Below are 21596 nucleotides of genomic sequence, written 5' to 3'. Positions count from 1 at the left end.
TACTGCTGCTGTCTCACTTAACCCTGTCACACAGGGCGCTGGTGGTACCGCCCGGGTCGCCGATCACGTCGTTCGGTGACCTGACCGCCGGCCAGCGCATCGGGGTGGTCCAGGGCACCGTCGAGGAGGCCTATGTCGTGGACACCCTGCACCTGCAGCCGGTGAAATATCCCGACTTCGCCACCGTGTACACCAGCCTCAAGACGCGCCAGATCGACGCGTGGGTGGCTCCGGCGCTGCAGGCGTCGACCACGCTGCGCTCGGGTGACCCGGCGGTGACCGTGGCGAACACCTACAGCCCGGGCGGCTTCGTGGCGTACGCGGTCGCCAAGGACAACAAGCCGCTGCTGGACGCGCTGAACTCCGGGCTGGACGCGGTGATCGCGGACGGCACCTGGGCCAACCTGTATTCGCACTGGGTGCCGCGCACCCTGCCACCCGGCTGGAAGCCGGGCTCGAAAGCCGTTGCCGCACCCAGCCTGCCGGACTTCGCCGCGATCGCCGCCGAACATCACAGCCGGCCGGTGGACCCCACCGCCCCGAAATCGGGGCTGGCGCAGCTGCGCGACTCCTTCCTCGACTGGGACCTCTACCGGCAGGCCGTCCCCACGCTGTTCGCCACCGGTCTGCCCAACACGTTGATCCTGACCGGCAGCGCCGGCGTCATCGGGTTGCTGCTCGGCATGGGCCTGGCGATCGCGGGGATCTCGCACTCGCGCTGGGTTCGCTGGCCGGCACGGGTGTACACCGACGTGTTCCGCGGGCTTCCCGAGGTCGTGATCATCCTCGTCGTCGGGCTGGGTTTCGGGCCGTTGGTCGGCGGCCTGACCAAACACAACCCCTATCCGCTGGGCATCGCAGCCCTGGGGATGATGGCGGCGGCCTACATCGGCGAGATCCTGCGCGCGGGAATCCAGAGCGTGGACCCCGGCCAGCTGGAGGCCGCCCGCGCGCTGGGCTTCAGCTACCCCGCCGCGATGCGGTTGGTGGTGGTGCCGCAGGGCATCCGGCGGGTGTTGCCGGCGCTGGTCAACCAGTTCATCGCGCTGTTGAAGGCCTCGGCGCTGGTGTACTTCCTGGGCCTGGTCGCCGACCAGCGAGAGCTGTTCCAGGTGGGGCGCGACCTCAACGCGCAGACCGGCAACCTGTCACCGCTGGTGGTCGCCGGCCTGTTCTACCTGAGTCTGACTGTGCCCCTGACTCATCTGGTGAACCACATCGACACCCGGCTACGCCGCGGGCGCGCCCCGTCCGGACCGGCGGCCGACACCGAAGCCGTGTTCGACCAGGAGATGACGTGACGACCGGCACGGCGAGTCGCCCGTCGGTATCGTTGGCGGCCAAGGAAATCCACCAGACCCTCGGCGGGCTGGCGGTGCTGCGCGGCGTCGACATCGAGGTTCCCGCGGGCAGCACCACCGCCGTGGTCGGACCGTCCGGGTCGGGCAAGTCGACGCTGCTGCGCAGCCTGAACCGGTTACACGAACCCGACAGCGGCGATATCCTGCTGGACGGCCGGTCGGTGCTGCGCGACGACCCCGACGAACTCCGTCAGCGCATCGGCATGGTGTTCCAGCATTTCAACCTCTTTCCCCACCTCAGCGTGCTGGACAACGTCGCGCTGGCACCGCGCAAGTTGCGCCGCCTGTCCGCCGGCGCGGCCCGCGACCTGGCGCGGACGCAGCTGGAGCGCGTCGGGCTCGGGCACAAGGCCGGCGCGCATCCCGCCATGCTGTCCGGCGGCCAGCAACAACGGGTCGCGATCGCCCGCGCGTTGGCGATGGCTCCCCAGGTGATGCTGTTCGACGAGGCGACTTCGGCGCTGGACCCGGAGATGGTCAAGGGCATTCTCGAACTGATCGCCGCGCTCGGCGCCGAGGGCATGACGATGATCGTCGTCACCCACGAGATGGGGTTTGCCCGCTCCGCATCCGACACGGTCGTTTTCATGGATCACGGCAAGGTCGTGGAATCGGGTCCGCCCGCTCAGATCTTCGAAGCCGCGCAGACGGAGCGCCTGCAGCGCTTCCTGGACCAAGTTCTTTGATGACCTAAAATAGTCGGCGTTAGCTATCTCGTCGGCGCCCCGCCGCGGGTTAGACTGGGCGGATTATGGCGGAAAGCGAGTCCACCGCGGCCGAGGTGACAGAGCTGGCGGAAGGTCTGCATCGCGCTCTGTCCAAGCTGTTCTCGATCCTGCGCCGCGGCGACCCCAACACCGACACGACCGGTGAGCTCACCCTGGCGCAGTTGTCGATCCTGGTGACTTTGCTGGATCAGGGTCCCATCCGCATGACGGACCTGGCCGCGCACGAACGGGTCCGCACCCCCACCACCACGGTCGCGATCCGGCGGCTGGAGAAGATCGGTCTGGTGAAGCGTTCGCGGGATCCGTCCGACCTGCGGGCCGTGCTCGTCGACATCACCTCGCGCGGACGGGCGGTTCTGAGCGAGTCGCTGGCCAACCGGCGCGCCGCCCTGGCCGCGATGCTCACCCAGCTGCCCGGCTCCGACCTGGACACCCTGATGCAGGCACTCGCGCCGCTGGAGCGGCTGGCCTCCGGCGAGCCGGCGCCGGGTCCCGCCGGAGCGTCGCCCGCACGCAAGCAGGCGTGAAAATACCTGGTAAGAAACGATTCTCGGCCATCGCATAGGCTCGGGGCATGCCCACTGCACTCATCACCGGCGCGGGCGGCGGAATCGGCTCGGCAATCGCCACCGCGCTCGCGCCGACGCACACCCTGCTGCTGGCCGGCCGGCCCTCCGGCCGGCTCGACGCCGTCGCCGAGCGGCTCGACGCCACCACGTTCCCCTTCGACCTGACCGACTCCGACGCCATCGAATCCAGCTGCGAGGTGGTCGACGGGCTCGACGTGCTGGTGCACAACGCCGGGGTATCCATCCCCGGCCACGTCGCCGAGTCCGCCGTCGAGGAGTGGCGCGCCACCTTCGAGGTGAATGTCTTTGGTGCGGTGGGGCTTACCTTGACGCTGTTGCCGGAGTTGCGGCGCGCCCGCGGCCACGTGGTGTTCATCAACTCCGGCGCGGGGCGCCGGGTGTCACCAGGCATGGCCTCGTATTCGGCCAGCAAGTTCGCGCTGCGGGCGTTCGCGGACTCGCTGCGCGAGGACGAGCCGGATCTTCGGGTGACCACGATCTTTCCGGGCCGCACCGACACCGACATGCAACGCGAACTCGTCGCGTTCGAGGGCGGCGAGTACGACCCCGCCAGGTTCCTGCGGCCCGAGACCGTCGCGGCCGCGGTCGCCGGAGCGGTCGCCACCGCGCCCGACGGTCACGTCCACGAGGTGGTGCTGCGGCCGCGCTGAGGGGCGTCAGATCACCAGGTTGACCAGCCGGCCGGGGACCACGATCACCTTGCGGGGAGTGGCGCCGGCCAGGAACGCCTGCACCTTCTCGTCGGCCAGCGCGGCGGCTTCCAGTGACCCGGCGTCGGCGGCGGCGGCGACCACGACCCGCCCGCGCACCTTGCCGTTGACCTGCACCGGGTACTCGACGGTGTCCTCGACGAGGTAGGCGGGATCGGCCTGCGGGAAAGGACCGTGCGCCAGCGAGGCGCTGTGCCCCAGCCGCGACCACAGTTCCTCGGCCAGGTGCGGGGCCAGCGGCGCCAGCATCAGCACCAGCGGCTCGACGGCCTCGCGGGGCACCGCGTCGCGGTGCTCCTTGGTGAGGTGGTTGGTGTACTCGATGAGCTTGGCCGCGGCGGTGTTGTTGCGCAGTGCCGCATAGTCTTCCGACACCCCGGCGATGGTGCGGTGCAGCACCCGCAGGGTTGCGGTGTCCAGCTCAGCCGTGTCGGCCACCCGACTCGCACCGGTGCCCTCGTCGACCACCAACCGCCACACCCGCTGCAGGAAGCGGTGCGCACCGACGACGTCCTTGGTGGCCCAGGGGCGCGACGCCTCCAGCGGGCCCATCGACATCTCGTAGACCCGCAGCGTGTCCGCGCCGTACTCGTCGCAGATCTCGTCGGGCGAGATCGAGTTTTTCAGGCTCTTGCCGATCTTGCCGAACTCCTGGAAGACCTCGATCTCGCCGCCGGGCCCCGCGTACACGAAGCGCCCGTCGCGTTCGACCACGTCCTCGGCCGGTACGTAGGAGCCGCGGGCGTCGGTGTAGGCGAACGCCTGGATGTAGCCCTGGTTGACCAGCCGGCGGTAGGGCTCTCGGGAGCTGACGTGGCCCAGGTCGTAGAGGACCTTGTGCCAGAACCGCGCATACAGCAGGTGCAGCACCGCGTGTTCGGCTCCCCCGACGTACAGGTCGACGCCGCCGGGGTCGTCCGGGCCGTGCTCGGCGGGCCGCGGGCCCATCCAGTAGGCCTCGTTCTCCTTGGCGCAGAACCGCTCCGAGTTGTGCGGGTCGGTGTAGCGCAGCTCGTACCAGGAGCTGCCCGCCCACTGCGGCATCACGTTGGTGTCGCGGCTGTAGGGCTTCAGCCCGTCGCCCAGGTCCAGCTCGACGTGCACCCAGTCGGCCGCCTTGGCCAGCGGCGGGGACGGCTCGCTGCCGGCATCGTCGGGATCGAACAGGACCGGCGAGTAGTCCGGCACGTCGGGCAGTTCGACGGGCAGGGCGGCCTCGTCGAGGGCGTGCGGGCGTCCATCGCCGTCGTAGACGATCGGGAACGGCTCACCCCAGTACCGCTGGCGCGCGAAAAGCCAGTCTCGCAGCTTGAATTCGATGCGGGCGCGGCCGCGGCCGTCGGATTCCAGGCGGGCCGTCATCGCCTTCTTGGCCGCTGCCACGTCCATGCCGTCGAGGAAACCGGAGTTCACAAGCACCCCGTCGCCGGTGTACGCGGCCTGCGAAACATCGCCGCCGGCAATGACTTCCACGATCGGCAGGCCCAACTGGTGGGCGAAGTCCCAGTCTCGCTGATCGTGGCCGGGTACCGCCATGATCGCCCCGGTGCCGTAGCCGGCCAGCACGTAGTCGGCGATGAAGACCGGCACCGGCTCGCCGTTGGCCGGGTTGGTCGCGTAGGCGCCCAGGAAGACGCCGGTCTTCTCCCTGCTCTCCTGGCGTTCCAGGTCGGACTTGGCGGCGATCGCGCGGCGGTAGGCGGCGACGGCGTCAGCCGGCGTGGCGGCGTCGTAGGTCCAGGCGGGATCGACACCGTCCGGCCAGGCGGTAGCGACCAGCCGGTCGACCAGGTCGTGCTCGGGCGCCAGGACCAGGTAGGTGGCACCGAACAGCGTGTCGGGCCGGGTGGTGAACACCTCGACGTCCACGGCCGCGCCATCGCTCGTGGCCGCCGAGAACAGCGCCTGCGCGCCGGTCGAACGGCCGATCCAGTTGCGCTGCATGGTCTTGACCTGATCGGGCCAGTCCAGTACGTCCAGGTCGTCGAGCAGCCGGTCGGAATAGGCGGTGATGCGCATCATCCACTGCCGCAACCGTTTCCGGAACACCGGGAAGTTGCCGCGGTCGCTGCGGCCGTCGGCGGTGACCTCCTCGTTGGCCAGCACGGTACCCAGCCCGGGACACCAGTTCACCATCGAGTCCGCGCGGTAGACCAGGCGGTGGCCGTCGATCACGTCGGCCCGCTCCCCCGCCGACAGCGCGCCCCAGTCCCGCCCGTCGTCGAGGCGGCGTGCACCGGAATCGAATTCGGCGACCAGTTCGGCGATCGGGCGGGCCTTGCCCGCCGCCGTGTCGAACCACGCGTTGTAGATCTGCAGGAAGATCCACTGCGTCCACTTGTAGAACTCGACGTCGGTGGTCGAGAAGCTGCGCCGGCTGTCGTGGCCGAGACCGAGCCGGCCCAGCTGGCGCCGGAAGTTCACGATGTTTGCCTCGGTCCGGGTCCGCGGATGGGTGCCGGTCTGCACCGCGTACTGCTCGGCGGGCAGCCCGAAAGCGTCGAATCCCAACGCGTGCAGCACATTGTGGCCGGTCATCCGGAAGTAACGCGCGTACACGTCGGTGGCGATGTAGCCCAGCGGGTGGCCGACATGCAGCCCCTCCCCCGACGGATAGGGGAACATGTCCTGCACGAACAGCTTGTCCTCGGGCACCGGGGTCCCTTGCGGCGGAGCCAGCGCGCCCACCGGGTTGGCGACGTTGAACGTGCCCAGCCGCGCCCAGTTGTCCTGCCAGGTGCTCTCGATGCGGCTCGCCAGCGCCGCGGTGTAGCGGTGCGGCGGCGCGTCGGAGTCCGGCACTGGACCCGGCGCTGTGGCGCTGCCGGTCGCGGCGGTCGGGGATTCGGTCACGCCAACAGGGTATAAGGGCCGCCCCAGCGCTCCCGCCGGCCACGGGTTGGTCTCGTTTCCGTCGCGCGGTGATCAGAGCTTCATCCCAGCTCTATTTCGGGCCTGTTCAGCGCATTTGACCACTGGATACAGTCAGCCACTATCGACGGGCGCTCGTGTCGAAGCCTCGTGGGAAGGACCGACGCAGATGATTCAGTTCGCCCCGACCCAGCGGGCATTCCTCGGGGGTATGGTTGCCGGCTTGATCGCCGTCGGGATTGTCGCGGGCGCCAAGGCATCGGCGGATCCCGTCCTTCCCGCACCCGCCCCGGCCGTGCCCGCGCCGGCACCGGTGCAGCCCAACGTCCCCGCGGCGCCCGGCGGGGCGGGCGGCAACCGCGTCCTCGCCACCCCACCGGTGTCGAATGCGTTGGTCCCGCCGAGTCCCGCGGTGGCCGGAGCCGCCGCCCCGGTCGCACCGGCGCCACCGGTGGCGGCACCCGCGATCACCGGAACGCTCCGCGAATACCTGCAGACCAAGGGCGTCAAGCTGGAAGCCCAGAAGCCCCAGGGATTCAAGCCGCTCGACATCACACTGCCGGTGCCCACCCGCTGGACCCAGGTACCCGACCCCAACGTGCCCGACGCGTTCGCGGTGATCGCCGACCGCCAGGGCAACAGCATCTACACCTCGAACGCGCAGGTCGTGGTGTACAAACTGGTCGGCAACTTCGATCCCAGAGAGGCGATCACGCACGGCTACGTCGACAGCCAGAAGCTGCCGGCCTGGGAGGCCACCAACGCCTCCATGGCCGACTTCGACGGGTTCCCGTCGTCGGTGATCGAGGGCACCTACCGCGACGGTGACATGATGCTCAACACGTCGCGGCGCCACGTCGTCGCCACCTCCGGGCACGACAGGTATCTGGTGTCGCTGGCGGTCACCACCGACCGCGCCCAGGCGGTCGCGGACGCGCCGGCCACGGACGCCATCGTCAACGGGTTCCGTGTCGCCGTGCCCGGCGCACCGGCCCCCGCGCCAGCTCAGGCACCCGTCGCGTCGCCCGTCGGCCTCCCCGGCGCCGCGCCCGCCACGGCGCCGGGCGGGCTTCCCGCCCCGGTGCCCGCGCCGGTACCGGCCACGGCCCCGCTGGGCCTTCCCGGGCAGGCGGCCCTGTCCAACCAGACGCCGCCCCGGCAGCCGATGCCCAACCTGCTGGCCCTGGTGCCGGGCCTGCCGCCCCTGCCGAACCTGCACCTCGGTCCGCAAGGCTAGCGTCGGCGCAGGCCCTGGCGCGCGCGCTCCCGGGCCGGCTCGTATTGTGGGCCCATGCTGATCGCGGGGGTGTTGTGTGTGTGCGCGGCGGCGGCATCCGCCGGGTTCGGGATCTGGTCGCTTTCCCGGGGGCACACCGCCGACACCGTGCAGCGGGCGCTGCGGGCGATGGCCCCCACCCAGCTGGCGGCCGCGGTGATGCTCACCGCCGGCGGTGTCGTGGCCCTGGCCGCCTCCCCGCACACCGCCCTGGTCGTGCTTATCGTCTGCGTCGCCGGTGCCCTGGGCACGCTGGCCGCCGGCTCGTGGCAGAGCGCGCGCTTCGCGCTGAATCAGGCGGCGACGGCCCCCGGCTGCGGTGGAGCCTGCTCCGGCTGCACGCAGTCCTGCGGCTGACGGCGCCCGGGCTCAGTTGCGGCTGACGTCGATCGGATGGGTGGCAAGCAGCGACATCGGTAGCGGCTGCCGACGCAGCACCTGCCCCCACAGGTCGGTCCGCGGCCCGACGAGGACGTCGGAGGGCAAGGCCGACAGTACAATCCAGTCGTCGCGCTCGATCTCGCCTTCCAGCTGACCGATCGTCCAACCGGAATATCCGGCAAAGATCCGCACGCCCTCGACCAGCGGCGCGATCATATCCGGGTCGGCGTCCAGGTCGACCATCACCACCCGGCCGGTGACGTGACGCAAACCCGGCACGTCCTGCGGGTCGGCGCCGACGCGCAGCGTCGCCAGGCACAGCGCCGCGTCGCGCTTGACCGGGCCCCCGATGAACATCGTCTTGGGCTTGGCCACCAGCTTGGTCCACTGCGGCAGCACGTTGTACACGGCAGTCTCGCTGGCCCGGTTGACCACGACACCCAGCGTGCCGCCCTCGTTGTGTTCCACGATGTAGATCACGCTGCGCCGAAACGTGGGTTCGAGGAGATTGGTGTTGGCCAGCAGCAAGGTGCCCGCACGCACCCGCTGTGCGGCGCGCGCGACAAAGTCCTCGGGATCTTCGGGCGGGGCCATTACTCAATCATCGCATCCTCGGGCCCTCTCGCCCGGGGGAATCGAGCGTCGCCCGCAAATATTTGTACTGTTGTGGGAAGCGGCGTCGACCGCAGCGATCGTGCCTGCCCCCTCACGGAAGTCGGTTCTGTGACTGAAACCCGGACGCCCACGCGCGCACCCGCGGACATCTGGCGGTCGGTGCGCGGTTTGCCCGATTTCTGGCGGCTGCTGCAGGTGCGCATGGCGAGTCAGTTCGGGGACGGTCTGTTCCAGGCGGGGATGGCCGGGGCGTTGCTGTTCAACCCGGACCGGGCCGCCGACCCGATGGCGATCGCCCGCGCGTTCGCGGTGCTGTTCTTGCCCTATTCGCTGCTGGGGCCGTTCGCCGGGGCGCTGATGGACCGCTGGGATCGGCGCCTGGTGCTGGTCGGCGCCACCGCGGCCCGGCTGGTCCTGATCGCCGCGATCGGCACCATTCTGGCGGTGCGGGCCGGAGACATGGCGCTGCTGATCGCGGCGTTGTTCGCCAACGGCCTGGCGCGGTTCGTCGCGTCCGGGCTGTCGGCGTCGCTGCCGCACGTGGTACCGCGCGAACAGGTCGTGACCATGAACGCGGTCGCTACCGCGTCGGGCGCCGTCGCGGCGTTCCTGGGCGCCAATTTCATGCTCGTGCCCCGCCTGCTGATGGGCGCCGGCGACGACGGCGCCTCAGCGATCATCTTCCTCACCGCGATCCCGGTGTCGATCGCGTTGCTGCTGGCGTTGCGGTTCGGCCCCCGGGTGCTCGGCCCGGACGACACGGTGCGGGCCATCCACGGGTCGGCCCTGTACGCGGTCCTCACCGGCTGGCTGCACGGGGCGCGCACGGTCATGCGCTACCCGACGGTGGCCGGCACCCTGTCGGGCCTGGCCGCGCACCGGATGGCGGTCGGCATCAACTCACTGCTGATCCTGCTGCTGGTCCGCCACCTGAGCGGGCCTCACACCGGGGGACTGGGCACCGCGCTGATCTTCTTCGCCGCCACGGGCCTCGGGGCGTTCCTGGCCAACCTGCTGACCCCGGTCGCGGTCCGCCGGTGGGGCCGCTACGCCACGGCCAACGGCGCGCTGGCCGCCGCCGCGCTGATTCAGACCGCGGGCGCCGGGTTGCGGATTCCGGTCATGGTGGTGTGCGGCTTCCTGCTCGGCGTAGCCGGCCAGGTGGTCAAGCTGTGCGCGGACTCCGCGATGCAGATCGACGTCGACGACGCGTTGCGCGGGCACGTGTTCGCGGTGCAGGACGCGCTGTTCTGGGTCGCGTTCATCGCCGCGATCACCGTGGCCGCGGCGGTGATCCCGGCCGACGGACACGCCCCCGCATTCGCGCTGTTCGGGTCGGCTCTGTACCTGGGCGGGCTGCTCGTCCACGCCTTCGTGAGCAGGCGATGATGGCCGGACCCGGGCCGATCGTGGCCAACTTGCGCGCCGAGAGCGACGGCCTCGACGCCCTGGTGGCGCCGCTTCGGCAGGACCAGTGGGCCCTTCCGACTCCCGCACCGGGCTGGACCATCGCCCACCAGATCGCGCACCTGCTGTGGACGGACCGGGTCGCGCTCACCGCGGTCACCGATGCGGCCGCGTTCGCCGCCGCGCTCGAGGCCGCCGCGGCCGACCCGGACGGCTTCGTCGACGCGGGCGCGGCGGAACTGGCGGCCCTACCGCCGTCGGAGTTGCTCAGCGAGTGGCGGGTGTACCGGGCGCGACTGCACGAGGCGCTGCTGGCGGTGCCGCAGGAGCGCAAGGTGCCGTGGTTCGGCCCTCCCATGAGCGCCGCGTCGATGGCCACCGCCCGGCTCATGGAGAGCTGGGCGCACGGCCTCGACGTCGCCGACGCCCTCGGCGTCACCCGGCCCGCCACGCCGCGACTGCGGTCGATCGCCCACCTCGGGGTGCGGACCCGCGACTACGCGTTCTTCGTCCACAACCAGGCCGCCCCGGCCGAGCCGTTCCGCGTCGAGTTGCGGGCCCCCGACGGCGACATCTGGTCGTGGGGGCCGCCCGACGCCGCCCAGCGGGTCACCGGAGCGGCCCTGGACTTCTGCTTCCTGGTGACTCAGCGGCGCCCGCTCGGCGAACTGGACATCACCGCCGAGGGCGCCGACGCGCGGCGCTGGCTACAGATCGCCCAGGCTTTCGCCGGCCCGCCCGGCGCCGGCCGCTGAGGCGGCGCGGCGCGCTCACTGCAGGGGGCCGCCGTAGGTGGCCTCGTTCTGCGTCTCGGCCTCTTCGCGCAGGGCGGCGATCGCCAGATTCAGCCGGTCCGCCAGCTCCGCGTGGGTGTAGCCGGTCATCACCCCCGGGTGCAGCGTCAGCTGCAGCAACCTGCCGTCGGAGTTGGCGACGGCGTGGACGTCACCGAGATCGACGCTATAGGTGACGGTCTCGGCCTGGGCGACCAGCGCCTCCCACTTGTCGGCCGCCTCACTCAGATCGCGCAGCACCGCGTCGACGAGATCCCTGTCGCTCAGGTTCGCGCGACCGCCCGATCCCGACACGCCGCCAAGTATCCTTCAGCGCTCCGACCAGCGTCAATTCATGATCGTGGGTTCACTCACCAGGTGCTGCGTCCAGTTTCTGGAACCAGGCCAGGTGGTAGTTCGCCGAGGTCGCGTCCCCGGTGACGGCGGCCTCGGTGGCCGCCAGCAGCAGACAGTCGAGCAACAACCCGGGGCCCGCACCGGGATGCTGCACCGACAGTTGGTGCAGCGCGGTGTCGAGATGCACCCGCAGCAGGTCCACCTCGTCGTCGAGGACCCGGGTCCCGCCGGCCGCCGCCGCGGCCAACGCGTGCACGAGCCGGGGCAGGCCCGCGCGCCCACGCGTCGCGTCGCTGAGCACCCGCCCCCCATCCGGGACCGGGGGCAGTTCGCGGGGGCGCACCGAGGACGTCGTCGGGTCCAAGTCGTCCGGCCAGCCCAGGCGGTCCCCGGGAGCGTAGGCCGCGACGCGCGTGACGTCGCCTACCAGGCCGGCGACCGTGCCGGTCCGTCGCTCCGGCGGCAGCAGTCCCACGTCGGCCGGAAGCGCGATACCCGGCGGTATCCACCCGTGGGCCAGGTCGGTGACCAGGACCGTGCTGCCGTCGGCCCGGTCGCCGACCGCCCAGTTCAGCCGCGGTGCCTGACGGGCCGCGAAGGTCAGCAGACGGCGCAGTCGCTGGTCGGCCGACTCGGCACCGGCGGCCTCGATGAGCTCGATGACCGGGGTGACCTCGGCTGCGGGCGCAGCCTCCTGCTCGGCATTCCCCGACGCGGTGGCGCGGTGCCGGCCCTGCGGGGCTGCGGCTTCGTGACCGGCCACCGGCGCGTCACCCCGCAGCGCGTGCAACTGGCGGATCGTCGACTCGACCCGTTGCACGGCCAGGGCGCGGGCCTCGTCGACGATCCGGGCCTCCTCTTCCTGCCGGATCGACTCCACCAGTCCGGCCCGCTGCAGCCTCTTCAGCACGTCGTTGGCGCTTTCGACGATTCGCTGCAGATCGGCCTTCAAATACTCTGCGAGCGTGGCAGTTTCGGCGGTGACCGGTGAGAGCAAGGCGGGCCAGAGCCCGCCCGTCACCCACGGGGTGCAATCGACCGGAGCGCTGAAGGCCGGGATCGCCAACGATTCTCGCGTCGCCCTCCGCAGACGCCGACGCGCCGTTATCCGATCCATCACCACCGGCCCAGCGTAACGGCATCTCACGCGCGCATGGCTAAGTCGGTGAATTGTGCTGCCGCGCAGGCATGGGTAGCGTGCAGGCATGGCTGAATCTGCCCTGCAGCAGCAACTCGACGAAGTGCGCGCCCTGCTCGCGCGGGCGCGGGAGTTGTTCGGCCCCAATCCGATCGAGCCACCCACCGATATCGCACCGGATCCCGGTGCGGTCGAGACGTGGCTGGGATAGGCGGGTCCGTGTCCCGGCCGCGCGGCTACCGCACGCCGTCGCGGCGCCGCAGATCGTGCGCCAGCAGCTTCTCGATCGCGGTGTCGAGGTCGTAGGGGGTGGGGACCTGAGCCGACGGCGTGTGGCCGGCGGCCAGGATCTCGTCGCGCACCTCCAGCAGCGCCTTCAGATGCGACACGTCCGCGGTCAGCAGGATGCCCCGGGCCAGCGTCTCGGCATCGGTCTCCATCGCCTCGTCGCTCAGCGTGACGCTGTACAGGTAGCCGCCGCGGCAGGACCGGACGAGGATGTGCCCGCTGGGGTGGACGGTGTCGAAGGCGGGATTGGGGTCGGTCATCGACCGCCGTCGCCGATGCCGCCGAAGTCGTTGGCCGCATCCTGCTCGTGCTGTTCCCACCTGCTCGCCGACACCCGCAGCTTGTCGGCCATGGCGGCGTGGTCGTCGGCTTGCTGCTCGTAGCACTGGCGCCTGAGCTCGAGCAGTTCGCGCCCGGCGTCGCGCAGGTCGCCGAAGATCGGCCCCAGGGAGTCGAGGCTTTCCTGGATCGCGGCATGCGTCGACGGAACGGTGCGCAGGTAGTCGGAGGCGTCCAGGTGCTGGGCGGCGGCGTGCCGCAGCTGCGCGGGCTCCACGTGGATCGAATCGGCCATCCGCTGTCTCCTGTTCATGCACCGCCGGGGGACCCGGCGAGTTCGCTGTTGGCAGTGGTTTTGTCGGCGATCACATGCCCGCCGGCCGGGTCGGTGTCGGATTGTCGGGACCGGCCGGGGCGGCCGTCGCCGCCGGTGGGTGCTCCCAGCCTAGGAAGTCCGGCCCGCTCACGGTGGCGATGTGTCGAATCTGCCCGTCCAGGAGGGCCTTACCGGGCCCGAGGGCCAGTGCATGGCGGTCGGTGAGCATGCCGATGTCGCCGGGTGTGACGTCTTGCGGGTCGATCGGATCGGCGACCGCGGTGCCCGGCGCGGGGATGGTGATGCCCTGCCGTGCAAACGCCTCGGCGATCGGCGTTCCGGTGACCGCGGCCTTGATGGCACCGGCCACCTGTGGGCTGGCGGCGGTCACCTTTTCGCCGTCGGGCAGGATGACCGCGGTCGGTCCCGCCGCGGGTGCGTGCGTGGTCGCCAGCCCGTCGTGGTTCTCGGCGTCCTGTGTCGAGGGTGCCGTTTCGTCACCCGGATCCGACTCTTCGGGTCGCTGCAGGCCGTCGTCGTCGAGGTCGCGCAGCGCCGACTCGAGCTCGCCGTCCTGCAGACCGCGAGCCGGCAGGGCCCAGTCGGCCGGGGCACCCGGCGCCGTGCCCGGCCCCGACAGCGGCCCCGTACCGAAGGCGGGAAGGGCCGGCATCGCCGGCGCCGCCACGGCCGGCGGGGCCGCGACGCCTTCGGCAGGCACGGGTCCGGGCGGGTCGGTATCCGGCGCGCCGGGGTCGTCGGCCGACAGCATGTCCAGCAACGGATCCCACTCGGCGCCGGGGTCGTCCGACGCCTCCGACGACTCCGCCTCCTCCGACGGGTCGTCCACGGCGTCCGCGCCGCCTTTGGCGGCGCCGTACAGCGACGTCCAGGCGGCCATCAGTGCCGATTTCGACGTGTCATCGAGGCTCGCGCCCAGCACGACCGCTCGGATGTCCCTGAGCTTGCCGATGAGGAATCGCTGGAAGTCGCGCGCACCCGCCGGGGTGTCCAGGTCGGAGCGCGTGCGTACCGCGGCTTCGGTCTCCTGCTGCAACCCGCTCAGCGCTTCTTTGCCCTCGACGGTCGTCAGGTGTGCGTTCAGGATCGCCGAAACGACCTGCAGGTCCAGCTGCGAAACCGCCGAATTCTGTTGGGCCAGCGCCGCTTCGGCGGCCGCTATGGTGTCGGCAGCAGATCCCGGCGTGGGCCCCTCCATGACGGGCGACAGTACCCAGGCGGATTGGGATCGACAATTCACGGTCGGCGCGGCTGTGCACGGACGCACCCGCTAGCCGACCGGCGCGGCGTACTGTGCCCGGAGGCGCTCCAGCACAGCCCGTTTCGCGCGGCCGAGCTCGTCCGCTTCGGCGACGACCGCCCTGATCTCACGCAGCTTGGCGACCAGGAACTTGTGCAATTCACGCGCGCCCAGAGGCGTATCGGCGGCCAGGGCTGCCCGGTCGAGGACCGCGCGGTCGACCTCCTCGGCGATGGCATCGAGGCGGCGGATGCTCGCCCGGGTCGCGGCGTGCACGCTGGCCAGCACGTCCGCCAGGACACGGTCGGCGTCGGCCGCGGTAGCGTGTCGGCCCGCCAGCGCGCCTTGGCGTGCGCGCAGCGCTGCGACCGAGGGCCCGGCTTGCTCGGACATGTTCAACCCCTTCGTCGGGTGGCGGGGCGGTGGTTGGTCATAGCGGGCGTCGAATCTGAACGCTGCCGCCCAATCGGGCGATCCGCACCGATGCCCCCGGGTAGGGCGCTTCCACGACCAGACCTTTGCCGATCGCCAGCTGCACGTGACCGGCGTGCGGGAACACCAGGTCACCCGGGCGGACTTGCGAACGCGGCACCGGGACACCGTCGTGAATCTGCTGATAGGTGGTGCGGTCCAAATGAACCCCGGCCTGGGCATAGCACCACTGGACCAGCCCGGAACAGTCGAACCGCTCGGGGCCGGCCGCGCCCCAGACGTACGGTCGTCCCAGCCGCGACAAGGCGGCGTGCACAGCGCGGGCGGCGCGATCGTTCGGGGACAGGTCCAGCGGTCCGCGGTGGTGCGCGAGCCGGTATCCCAGGGCCCGCAGCGTCGCGGCGTGTCGTCGGGATCGCGCCCGGGCGGCCAGCACGTGCGCCTGTTGCGCGCGTAGCCGCGCCGCCCGCCGGCGCATCGCCTCTCGCTGGGCCATCGGCGTCCGCGGGGGCGCGGCGGCGTCGGCGCGGGCCTCGTCGACGACGCTCTTGGTCAGCCGGTGGGCACGTTCCCGGTCCCGGTGGGCTTCGGCGACGACGCGGCCGGCCTCGGCATCCGTGCGGGCCGCCGCCGCGCGCCGTCGCCGGCCGCGATCGGCGGCCAGTTCGTAGGCGCGTTGTCCCGCACCGACATTCGGCGCCTGCAGGTAACGCGCCGCACCGCGGTGCGGCGGCCGCCCCGCGTCCCACGCCGGCGCTTCGGTGTGGCCGGCGAACAGGCGATGGGCCCGGTCGAGCACCATGAGTTCACTGTCGATCACTGGTCCCCCTCGGAGTCGTCGCGCTCGGTCGCATCGCGAGCCGCCGATTCGACCGCCTCGGTGAAGGCGCGGACGCGGGGGAGGGCCCCCGGTGGAACGGCCCCCCTGTTGCGGATGTCCCACACGTCCGCGGTCTCGACACCCAGCAGAGCCGCGATGACCGTCTCCGGTAGCGACGAGCGCGCACAGGCGCGGTCGAAACGCGCACCCAGGCTCTGCGGCATCCGGTCCAGCAAGGCGGCGCGCGTGGCCTCGAGCGCCCGCAGGTGCTCCATGAGCCGGCCCGTCGAATCCGCGCCGGCGTTCACGGCCACACGCCAGGAGCCGGCGGCCAGCATCTCCGCCTTCACGCACTGCGCGATCACAGAGAGAATATACGTCTCATATTCGTTTGATGTCGTCGCGGGTAGTCGTTCGATGACCGATTGGAGGGCGTCGAGCTGCGCTTCGGCATAGCCTTCGAGCACCTCGGTGTCGCTGTGCCGGTCGACCACCACGGCCCCCGGGCGTCGGGCGGCCGTCGCGTCGGGCGGCTGCGCCGCCATCATCCGCGCCAGCTCGGCATCCGGATCGGCCGCCACGAGCAGCCGCGAATACGTCCCCGGCGGCAGACCTAGCCCGTTTTCAACCTTCTGAACTGTGCTTTTGTGCGGCTTGCGAGCCCCGCGCTCCAAGAAACTGAGTCCCATGACGCTGACACCGGTGGTCGCGGCGAGGTCGGCCAGCGACAGATCGCGCGATTCGCGCAACGCGCGGATGGCCGCGCCGGCCGATTCACGGCTCACCACACGCTCCGGCCATACGGCGGATATTACACAGCCCGCGAGCCCGTCCTTTGTTATACGTTTTTGTCACGGTTCCCTTGCGCGCCGGGCAACCATGTGTATACGCTTCTATCGACGTTTCAGCCCGAGAAGGAGACCGGCATGGGACATCCCTGCGCAACCAATCCGGAACTGTGGTTCGGCTATCCCGACGACGACGGCGCCGACGGCGCGGCAAAGGCACGCGCGTACGAGGCGTCTGCGACCGAGGCCCGCATACAGTGCCTGCGCCGGTGCCCGTTGGCGCAACAACGCCGGTGCGCCCAGCACGCCATCGCGCACCGGGAGGAGTACGGCGTCTGGGCCGGTGTCAAACTGCCCGGCGGTCAGTACCGCAAGCGCGAACAGCTTGCCCGCGCCCACGACACGTTGCGCCGCATCGCGAGCGGCGAGATCAATTCGCGTCAGCTCCCCGACAACGCGGCCCTGCTGGCCCGTCACGAACACGATGCCGTTCCGGCGGCGGCGGTGGTACTGCATCTGCCGATCGCCCACGCCGGGCCGCGCTCGGCCGCCTGAAAGGCCCACCCGACCCGTTTGCTGTGCCGATCGGCCGGCTAGTCGAGCTTCGGCACCACCGAGGCCGTCGAGACCCGTGCTCGAGGAGGCGGCCCTGCGCGGCTTCTACGGTCCGCTCTTCTACCGCGATCTGATCGCGACCCCACCGGGTTGTCGCTGCCGATGTTCGTGGAGGAGCTGTCCTGGGGCTGCGCCGCGAGCGGGCTGGCGATCGTCATGCCGGCGCTGGCGCTCTCGGCCATCGGCCAGGCAGCGACCCCCGAGCAGATGCTGGAATGGGGCCCCGAATGCTTCGGCACCCCAGGCGATCTGAAGCTCGCTGCGCTGGCGATCTCCGCACCCGAGGGCGGCAGCGACGTACGAACCTGCGCACCCACGCCCGTCGCGACGGCGACGATTGGGTCATCGACGGCCACAAGATGTGGATCGGCAACGGCGGCATCGCCGACGTGCACGTCGTCAACGCGGTCGTTGACGAGGAACTCGGCCAACCGCGGGATCACCCGCGCGGCTCTGGAATACGCCGAGCTGGCCACCCAGATCGATGCCGCGCGGCTGCTGACCTGGGGCCTCGTGGATGGCGGCCAACCGCATCCGATTGGAGCGGGGGTGAGCGCTCGATGTCGAAGTGGACCGCCAGCGAAGTAGCCGTCACGGCGACCGGGCGGGCCATCCAGACGATGGGCGGCTGGGGCTAGATCACCGACCACCCGGTCGAGAAGTGGTATCGAGACGCCAAGCCGTACACCATCTTCGAAGGCACCAGCTAGATCCAGCGGATGGTCATCGCCAACGCGCTGGGCGCCGCCGTCGGCACCCCGCCGCTGCACGTGGTGATCGAGCCGTCCGGGGACCGCTGAACCGGATCTTCAGCCGCGGCACCCCGCTACGCTCCCGCGCCGCCGACACGGCCCTGTCAATGCAGGATTGCGTTCCCGCACCGATCATGCGGCTGGCGATGAAGGTCCTGCGGCCGCCCGGCAAGTGAGCGGGTACGGTCGCGATTGTCCGCTTACCGGAACCCCAGGGAGATCAGATGCCTGTCGACAAGACCGGCGCCCACGCCACCATCAGCGCCGAGGAGGGCCGGTACACGATTGCCGTCGACAACCGGGTCGTCGGCCACACCTCATTCGCCGACCGCGGCGACCAACGGGTGTTCGACCACACTGAGATCCACCCCGAATTCGGTGGACGCGGCCTGGCGACCCTTCTGGTGGAGGAGGCGCTCGACGACGCCCGCGATGCGGGCAAGCGCATCGTCCCGGTGTGCTCGATGATCGGCACGGTGCTGCGCAAGCATCCCGAATTCGACGACCTCACCGATCCCGTCACCGACGACGTCCTGCGGTGGCTGCGGATCCAGTCCAGCAGATAGTTTCACCGACGCCGCCGCCCGCAGCGGGCCGGTTACTAGCCGGGGGGAGTCCCGACGCAGACGCCACCGGCGCACGCCCCGGCGCCATTGGGCCCGGCCGAAGCCCCGGCGCCCGGCACACCCGCGCTCGCCCCGCCGGGACCTGCCCCGGCGCCCGCGCCACCCGGCGCGTTCGTGGTGACTCCGCCGGGCCCGGTCCCTGGTCCGCCCGGCTCGGCGGGCGGCGGGGGCGGCGTGGTCGGGGTGGTGGTGGGCGGGGTGACCGTCGTCGTGACCGTCGTGGTCGACGGTTTGTTCTCGTGGCCGCTCGAGCCGCAGGCCGCGGTCAGCGTGCTCAGCCCGACGGCCGTCGTCAGCGCTGCGGCCACGACGAAACGGCGGGCGGTCGGATTCTCGATCATCATGAGTACCCAATCTGTTGAGGGGAGGGGCGATCTCCTTAGGGCATCTACCCACTCGGGCACGATGTCAAGCGCGATCCTCGCCAGAAGGTTGGTGCGCTCCGGAACCCGCGGCGTGAGGAAAGCCATGAGCCGGGGAGCTGGTCGGTATGGCAGCAAATAGCCTGGTCCGTCCCGCGCGCGGGCAGTGTGGACCTGGCGATGCTGCAAAAGTTGATTGCCGATGCCGGCCGGGACGTGTTCGCGGGAATGTTCGATGAGCCGACGCGAAATCAACCACCATCAACGCGGTCGATCCGTCGCAGACCCCGGGCGGATCGGAGTCACCCGGACGACATGGACCCCGTCGCGGAAACCGTCACGACGACGCCGGCCAATAGCAGCGCATCGGCAGTGGCGGTGTCGACGCGGAACTCGGAACCTTTGGTGCAGCTGACCGAACCATCGGAGGTTTGGAAGTCTCGGACGAATCTGATCCTCACCTGATCGTCGGGCGACGGCGTCATGCACACCACAATACATCGGTATTGCACATGCGTGTTACAGTACGCTTCGTACCGTGTCGGAGATGACATCAGCAGCAACGAGCCCGGACGCAGTCGATGCGGCGAGCTCGCCGAGCGCCACGCGGATCCGGGCTGCGGCACTTCGGCTCTTCGCCGCCCAGGGCACGGCGGCGACCTCGCTGCGCACGATCGCCGCCGCGGCGGAGGTTTCCCTGGGGTTGGTGCAACATTATTTCGCCACCAAAGCCGACCTCATCGGCGCCGTCGACGCCCACGTCCTCGAGGTTGTCAGTGCGGTGATGGCGGAGCCGGTCCCTGATCCGCCCGCCGACTCGGTCGCCGAGATGGGACGCCGGGTGACCGCTCTGCTAGTCGAACAGCCCGACGTCGTCGACTACGTTGTCGACGCGGTGGTCAGCGGGCGGCCGCTGGGGACGGTCGTTTTCGACGGGCTGGCCGCCCTCGGCGCCGATCGGTGGAACGAGCTCAACGACCTCGGACAGACCCGACCGGACCTGGATCGGCTGTGGGCGCCGCTGCATCCCCTGGTCCTGGTCCTGGGCACCCTGGTTCTGCGTCCTCACCTCGACCGTCACCTTCCGCAACCGTTCGGCACGCCCGCCCAGATGCACCGCTGGGAGGAGTCGGTCAACGCGCTGCTCCGCGAAGGACACCTGCGCAGCGGCGGTCCTGGCGCCGCGGCCGAGAGCTCCGGCGGCACAGACCTTTAGCTCGTCTCGACTAGTCGCTGACGTGCAACGGGCCGATGCCGATGAGGTGGTCGCCGACCAGGCCGATGCCGGTGTTGTAGTTGCCGGTGTTGAACAGGCCCTGGTTGAACGTGCCGTGGTTGCCCACGCCCAGCAGGCTCAGCAGGGGCACGGGCAGGCCCTGGTTGTTGACCCCGACATTGCCGATCCCGACGTTGTCGATCCCGTTGTTGAACATGCCGAGGCTGCCGAATTGCGTCAGCGGATTGCCCGGTGTGAAGTTGGGGCTGACGTTGCCGATCCCGATGTTCACACTGCCGCTGTTGAAGGCCCCGACGTTGTCGATACCGGTGTTGAACAGACCGAAACCGCCGAACTGGCTGATGGGGTTGGTGGGGGTGAAGTTGGGGCTGACGTTGCCGATACCGAAATTCAAGGTCCCGGTGTTGAAGAAACCGAAGTTGCCCTGGCCGACATTGCCGTAACCGTAATTGGCCAGCGTCGCCTGGGCGGCCGCGGCGCTGTTGCCCATGCCTTGCCCCAGGCTCTGCAACGGCAGAACGTTGGCGGCCTCGGCCGCCGCATACGTCTGCCCGGCGCCGATCAATGCCTGGACGAACCGGGCGTGAAAATCTTCGACGAGCGAGCTCACCTGTTGATATGTCGTGGCGTGTGTGGAAAACAACGAGGTCACCGCGACCGACACCTCGTCGGTGCCCGCTGCCAGCACGCCGGTCGTCGGGGCTGCGGCCATGGCGTTGGCGGAGCGGATCGCCGAACCGATGCCCGCCAAGTCTGATGCCGCATTTTGTAAAAACTCCGGCATCGTAAATAGATTGGACATCTCAAACCTCCCGACAGTTTGGGTGTGCACGACTCACCGTACAGGCCGCAATGCAGCTCCGTGCGGGAAAATTCCATTTGGACCGGAAATCAGATGTATGAGACTGCGCCTCGGTGTTTCTTGAATTCTCAGCAGTGTGAAAGCTATGGACACCCATTCCACCAATGCGACGCAAGTGCTGGGGGAATGATGTGGCATTACTGGAACGCGTCGTGAAGGGTTTTCCGCTGCTGCCCGCCGCCGCGAGTTACCGGTCTACGAGGCGATTCGGACATCCAGCCCGGTATTGCGTCGTATATTGGTTCACCGCGCACGCTTTTGATACGTCCGGTGAACGTGTGCCGGCGTGCAACCGAATTCCATGTTCACCGCCGCGGATCGTGGGCTTCCCGGTTGGGCCTATTGTTCCGTTTCTGTGACATCGCCAATCCACAGCTGCCCGTACCGACCGTATCGACCAATTCGGAGGACTTGTCTCGCGCCGCGCCGGCCGAGGCCGCCAGGAACTTCCACCGCACGCCCAAAGAAAAAATCCGAACCCCGACGGGGGTTCGGACCAATTCCGATGTCGTGAGACATCACTCCGGTGGGCGAAGGGGGACTTGAACCCCCACGTCCCGAAGGACACTGGCACCTGAAGCCAGCGCGTCTGCCATTCCGCCACTCGCCCCGAAAATCAACCGCTGGAACATACCACTGTAGTGGCCGCGGACCCAACTGGCTCGTGCCGCCCGCGGTGCTCCCACTGGGCCGCCGCTTCCTGCGACCGCATTGAGCTGCGCGGATACCATATTCTCAGAGTTTCCGAGGT

24 protein-coding genes, 1 tRNA gene and 2 pseudogenes are annotated in these 21596 nt (G+C 70.0%); 13 read left to right on the top strand and 14 right to left on the bottom strand.

The genetic code is table 11. The features are described 5' to 3' along the window. Positions 1 to 35 precede the first annotated feature (35 nt). The 4 genes and pseudogenes from AB8998_RS00255 to AB8998_RS00240 all read left to right on the top strand — a co-directional run. A pseudogene (locus tag AB8998_RS00255) lies at positions 36 to 1301 on the top strand (ABC transporter substrate-binding protein/permease); the annotation flags it as partial. Then, complete coding sequence (locus AB8998_RS00250) at positions 1298 to 2047, top strand: amino acid ABC transporter ATP-binding protein (protein ID WP_369736276.1); 750 nt, start codon at positions 1298 to 1300, stop codon at positions 2045 to 2047. The pseudogene AB8998_RS00255 and the gene AB8998_RS00250, both read left to right, overlap by 4 nt. A gap of 65 nt (positions 2048 to 2112) precedes the next feature. Further along, positions 2113 to 2616 (top strand): MarR family winged helix-turn-helix transcriptional regulator, encoded by a 504-nt coding sequence (locus AB8998_RS00245; protein WP_369736275.1) that lies wholly within the window; start codon positions 2113 to 2115, stop codon positions 2614 to 2616. Between the two features lie 47 nt (positions 2617 to 2663). Further along, positions 2664 to 3329: an SDR family oxidoreductase gene (locus AB8998_RS00240; protein ID WP_369736274.1), complete on the top strand. Its 666-nt coding sequence runs from the start codon at positions 2664 to 2666 to the stop codon at positions 3327 to 3329. A gap of 6 nt (positions 3330 to 3335) precedes the next feature. Here AB8998_RS00240 and leuS read toward each other — a convergent pair whose 3' ends face one another. Then, the gene (leuS, locus tag AB8998_RS00235; protein ID WP_369736273.1) at positions 3336 to 6242 is read right to left on the bottom strand and encodes a leucine--tRNA ligase; all 2907 of its coding nucleotides are present in this window, start codon (positions 6240 to 6242) and stop codon (positions 3336 to 3338) included. Positions 6243 to 6429: 187 nt separating this feature from the next. On the opposite strand from leuS, the gene AB8998_RS00230 reads away from it, so the two are divergent. Further along, the gene (locus AB8998_RS00230; protein WP_369736272.1) at positions 6430 to 7497 is read left to right on the top strand and encodes an LpqN/LpqT family lipoprotein; all 1068 of its coding nucleotides are present in this window, start codon (positions 6430 to 6432) and stop codon (positions 7495 to 7497) included. A gap of 54 nt (positions 7498 to 7551) precedes the next feature. Next, complete coding sequence (locus AB8998_RS00225) at positions 7552 to 7893, top strand: hypothetical protein (protein WP_369736271.1); 342 nt, start codon at positions 7552 to 7554, stop codon at positions 7891 to 7893. A 12-nt stretch (positions 7894 to 7905) separates the two neighbouring features. Here the strand turns inward: AB8998_RS00225 and AB8998_RS00220 are convergent, their stop codons facing one another. Further along, a complete protein-coding gene (locus tag AB8998_RS00220; protein ID WP_369736269.1) occupies positions 7906 to 8511 on the bottom strand; it encodes a YqgE/AlgH family protein in 606 nt (201 codons plus the stop codon). A gap of 129 nt (positions 8512 to 8640) precedes the next feature. On the opposite strand from AB8998_RS00220, the gene AB8998_RS00215 reads away from it, so the two are divergent. Both AB8998_RS00215 and AB8998_RS00210 read left to right on the top strand, forming a co-directional pair. Continuing rightward, positions 8641 to 9921, top strand: a complete 1281-nt coding sequence (locus tag AB8998_RS00215; protein ID WP_369736268.1) for an MFS transporter — start codon at positions 8641 to 8643, stop codon at positions 9919 to 9921. Then, on the top strand, positions 9921 to 10694 hold the full coding sequence (locus AB8998_RS00210; protein ID WP_369736267.1) for a TIGR03084 family metal-binding protein: 774 nt from the start codon (positions 9921 to 9923) through the stop codon (positions 10692 to 10694). Before AB8998_RS00215 ends, AB8998_RS00210 begins: the two co-directional genes overlap by 1 nt. Positions 10695 to 10709: 15 nt before the next feature. Here AB8998_RS00210 and AB8998_RS00205 read toward each other — a convergent pair whose 3' ends face one another. Then, on the bottom strand, positions 10710 to 11027 hold the full coding sequence (locus AB8998_RS00205) for a DUF2710 family protein (protein ID WP_369736266.1): 318 nt from the start codon (positions 11025 to 11027) through the stop codon (positions 10710 to 10712). A 52-nt stretch (positions 11028 to 11079) separates the two neighbouring features. Then, positions 11080 to 12186 (bottom strand): DUF5632 domain-containing protein, encoded by a 1107-nt coding sequence (locus AB8998_RS00200; protein ID WP_369741360.1) that lies wholly within the window; start codon positions 12184 to 12186, stop codon positions 11080 to 11082. 88 nt (positions 12187 to 12274) lie between these two features. On the opposite strand from AB8998_RS00200, the gene AB8998_RS00195 reads away from it, so the two are divergent. Beyond that, complete coding sequence (locus tag AB8998_RS00195; RefSeq protein WP_369736265.1) at positions 12275 to 12418, top strand: hypothetical protein; 144 nt, start codon at positions 12275 to 12277, stop codon at positions 12416 to 12418. Between the two features lie 25 nt (positions 12419 to 12443). Here the strand turns inward: AB8998_RS00195 and AB8998_RS00190 are convergent, their stop codons facing one another. The 6 genes from AB8998_RS00190 to AB8998_RS00165 form a co-directional block, all read right to left on the bottom strand. After that, complete coding sequence (locus tag AB8998_RS00190) at positions 12444 to 12755, bottom strand: DUF2694 family protein (protein WP_369736264.1); 312 nt, start codon at positions 12753 to 12755, stop codon at positions 12444 to 12446. Continuing rightward, complete coding sequence (locus tag AB8998_RS00185; RefSeq protein ID WP_369736262.1) at positions 12752 to 13069, bottom strand: ESX-1 secretion-associated protein; 318 nt, start codon at positions 13067 to 13069, stop codon at positions 12752 to 12754. The genes AB8998_RS00190 and AB8998_RS00185 overlap by 4 nt, the downstream gene beginning before the upstream one ends. A 70-nt stretch (positions 13070 to 13139) precedes the next feature. After that, entirely contained in the window at positions 13140 to 14309 is a 1170-nt protein-coding gene (locus AB8998_RS00180; protein ID WP_369736261.1) for a DUF4226 domain-containing protein, read from the bottom strand. 72 nt (positions 14310 to 14381) lie between these two features. After that, entirely contained in the window at positions 14382 to 14744 is a 363-nt protein-coding gene (locus AB8998_RS00175; RefSeq protein ID WP_369736259.1) for a DUF4226 domain-containing protein, read from the bottom strand. Between the two features lie 37 nt (positions 14745 to 14781). Then, a complete protein-coding gene (locus AB8998_RS00170; protein WP_369741359.1) occupies positions 14782 to 15585 on the bottom strand; it encodes a C40 family peptidase in 804 nt (267 codons plus the stop codon). Positions 15586 to 15599: 14 nt separating this feature from the next. Further along, positions 15600 to 16388, bottom strand: a complete 789-nt coding sequence (locus tag AB8998_RS00165) for a helix-turn-helix domain-containing protein (protein ID WP_369736258.1) — start codon at positions 16386 to 16388, stop codon at positions 15600 to 15602. Positions 16389 to 16529: 141 nt separating this feature from the next. Between AB8998_RS00165 and AB8998_RS00160 the strand changes: the two genes are divergently transcribed. From AB8998_RS00160 to AB8998_RS00150, 3 genes and pseudogenes are all read left to right on the top strand, one after another. Beyond that, a complete protein-coding gene (locus AB8998_RS00160) occupies positions 16530 to 16946 on the top strand; it encodes a WhiB family transcriptional regulator (RefSeq protein ID WP_369736257.1) in 417 nt (138 codons plus the stop codon). A gap of 73 nt (positions 16947 to 17019) precedes the next feature. Next, a pseudogene (locus AB8998_RS00155) lies at positions 17020 to 17934 on the top strand (acyl-CoA dehydrogenase family protein); the annotation flags it as partial. Between the two features lie 48 nt (positions 17935 to 17982). Further along, on the top strand, positions 17983 to 18324 hold the full coding sequence (locus AB8998_RS00150) for a GNAT family N-acetyltransferase (RefSeq protein ID WP_369736256.1): 342 nt from the start codon (positions 17983 to 17985) through the stop codon (positions 18322 to 18324). A 35-nt stretch (positions 18325 to 18359) separates the two neighbouring features. Here the strand turns inward: AB8998_RS00150 and AB8998_RS00145 are convergent, their stop codons facing one another. Continuing rightward, a complete protein-coding gene (locus tag AB8998_RS00145) occupies positions 18360 to 18728 on the bottom strand; it encodes a hypothetical protein (RefSeq protein ID WP_369736255.1) in 369 nt (122 codons plus the stop codon). Between the two features lie 320 nt (positions 18729 to 19048). Next, positions 19049 to 19231, bottom strand: a complete 183-nt coding sequence (locus AB8998_RS00140; protein ID WP_369736254.1) for a hypothetical protein — start codon at positions 19229 to 19231, stop codon at positions 19049 to 19051. 62 nt (positions 19232 to 19293) lie between these two features. On the opposite strand from AB8998_RS00140, the gene AB8998_RS00135 reads away from it, so the two are divergent. After that, entirely contained in the window at positions 19294 to 19962 is a 669-nt protein-coding gene (locus tag AB8998_RS00135) for a TetR/AcrR family transcriptional regulator (protein ID WP_369736253.1), read from the top strand. A gap of 10 nt (positions 19963 to 19972) precedes the next feature. Here the strand turns inward: AB8998_RS00135 and AB8998_RS00130 are convergent, their stop codons facing one another. Beyond that, positions 19973 to 20785 (bottom strand): PE family protein, encoded by an 813-nt coding sequence (locus tag AB8998_RS00130; RefSeq protein WP_369736252.1) that lies wholly within the window; start codon positions 20783 to 20785, stop codon positions 19973 to 19975. A gap of 587 nt (positions 20786 to 21372) precedes the next feature. Beyond that, positions 21373 to 21455, bottom strand: a tRNA-Leu gene (locus AB8998_RS00125). Between the last annotated feature and the right edge of the window lie 141 nt (positions 21456 to 21596).

The sequence above is a fragment of the Mycobacterium sp. HUMS_12744610 genome (assembly GCF_041206865.1).
Lineage (GTDB): Bacteria > Actinomycetota > Actinomycetes > Mycobacteriales > Mycobacteriaceae > Mycobacterium > Mycobacterium servetii.
Note: the sequence above shows the minus strand (reverse complement) of the source record. Positions and strands in the feature narration are given on the sequence as shown.

Bases quoted from the DNA above. Each gene is read 5' to 3' on its own strand.
- AB8998_RS00245 (WP_369736275.1), top strand. From the start codon at position 2,113: ATGGCGGAAAGCGAGTCCACCGCGGCCGAGGTGACAGAGCTGGCGGAA.
- AB8998_RS00240 (WP_369736274.1), top strand. From the start codon at position 2,664: ATGCCCACTGCACTCATCACCGGCGCGGGCGGCGGAATCGGCTCGGCA.
- AB8998_RS00230 (WP_369736272.1), top strand. From the start codon at position 6,430: ATGATTCAGTTCGCCCCGACCCAGCGGGCATTCCTCGGGGGTATGGTT.
- AB8998_RS00225 (WP_369736271.1), top strand. From the start codon at position 7,552: ATGCTGATCGCGGGGGTGTTGTGTGTGTGCGCGGCGGCGGCATCCGCC.
- AB8998_RS00220 (WP_369736269.1), bottom strand. From the start codon at position 8,511: ATGGCCCCGCCCGAAGATCCCGAGGACTTTGTCGCGCGCGCCGCACAG.
- AB8998_RS00210 (WP_369736267.1), top strand. From the start codon at position 9,921: ATGGCCGGACCCGGGCCGATCGTGGCCAACTTGCGCGCCGAGAGCGAC.
- AB8998_RS00200 (WP_369741360.1), bottom strand. From the start codon at position 12,186: ATGGATCGGATAACGGCGCGTCGGCGTCTGCGGAGGGCGACGCGAGAA.
- AB8998_RS00195 (WP_369736265.1), top strand. From the start codon at position 12,275: ATGGCTGAATCTGCCCTGCAGCAGCAACTCGACGAAGTGCGCGCCCTG.
- AB8998_RS00190 (WP_369736264.1), bottom strand. From the start codon at position 12,755: ATGACCGACCCCAATCCCGCCTTCGACACCGTCCACCCCAGCGGGCAC.
- AB8998_RS00185 (WP_369736262.1), bottom strand. From the start codon at position 13,069: ATGGCCGATTCGATCCACGTGGAGCCCGCGCAGCTGCGGCACGCCGCC.
- AB8998_RS00180 (WP_369736261.1), bottom strand. From the start codon at position 14,309: ATGGAGGGGCCCACGCCGGGATCTGCTGCCGACACCATAGCGGCCGCC.
- AB8998_RS00175 (WP_369736259.1), bottom strand. From the start codon at position 14,744: ATGTCCGAGCAAGCCGGGCCCTCGGTCGCAGCGCTGCGCGCACGCCAA.
- AB8998_RS00170 (WP_369741359.1), bottom strand. From the start codon at position 15,585: ATGGTGCTCGACCGGGCCCATCGCCTGTTCGCCGGCCACACCGAAGCG.
- AB8998_RS00160 (WP_369736257.1), top strand. From the start codon at position 16,530: ATGGGACATCCCTGCGCAACCAATCCGGAACTGTGGTTCGGCTATCCC.
- AB8998_RS00150 (WP_369736256.1), top strand. From the start codon at position 17,983: ATGCCTGTCGACAAGACCGGCGCCCACGCCACCATCAGCGCCGAGGAG.
- AB8998_RS00145 (WP_369736255.1), bottom strand. From the start codon at position 18,728: ATGATGATCGAGAATCCGACCGCCCGCCGTTTCGTCGTGGCCGCAGCG.
- AB8998_RS00140 (WP_369736254.1), bottom strand. From the start codon at position 19,231: ATGACGCCGTCGCCCGACGATCAGGTGAGGATCAGATTCGTCCGAGAC.
- AB8998_RS00135 (WP_369736253.1), top strand. From the start codon at position 19,294: ATGACATCAGCAGCAACGAGCCCGGACGCAGTCGATGCGGCGAGCTCG.
- AB8998_RS00130 (WP_369736252.1), bottom strand. From the start codon at position 20,785: ATGTCCAATCTATTTACGATGCCGGAGTTTTTACAAAATGCGGCATCA.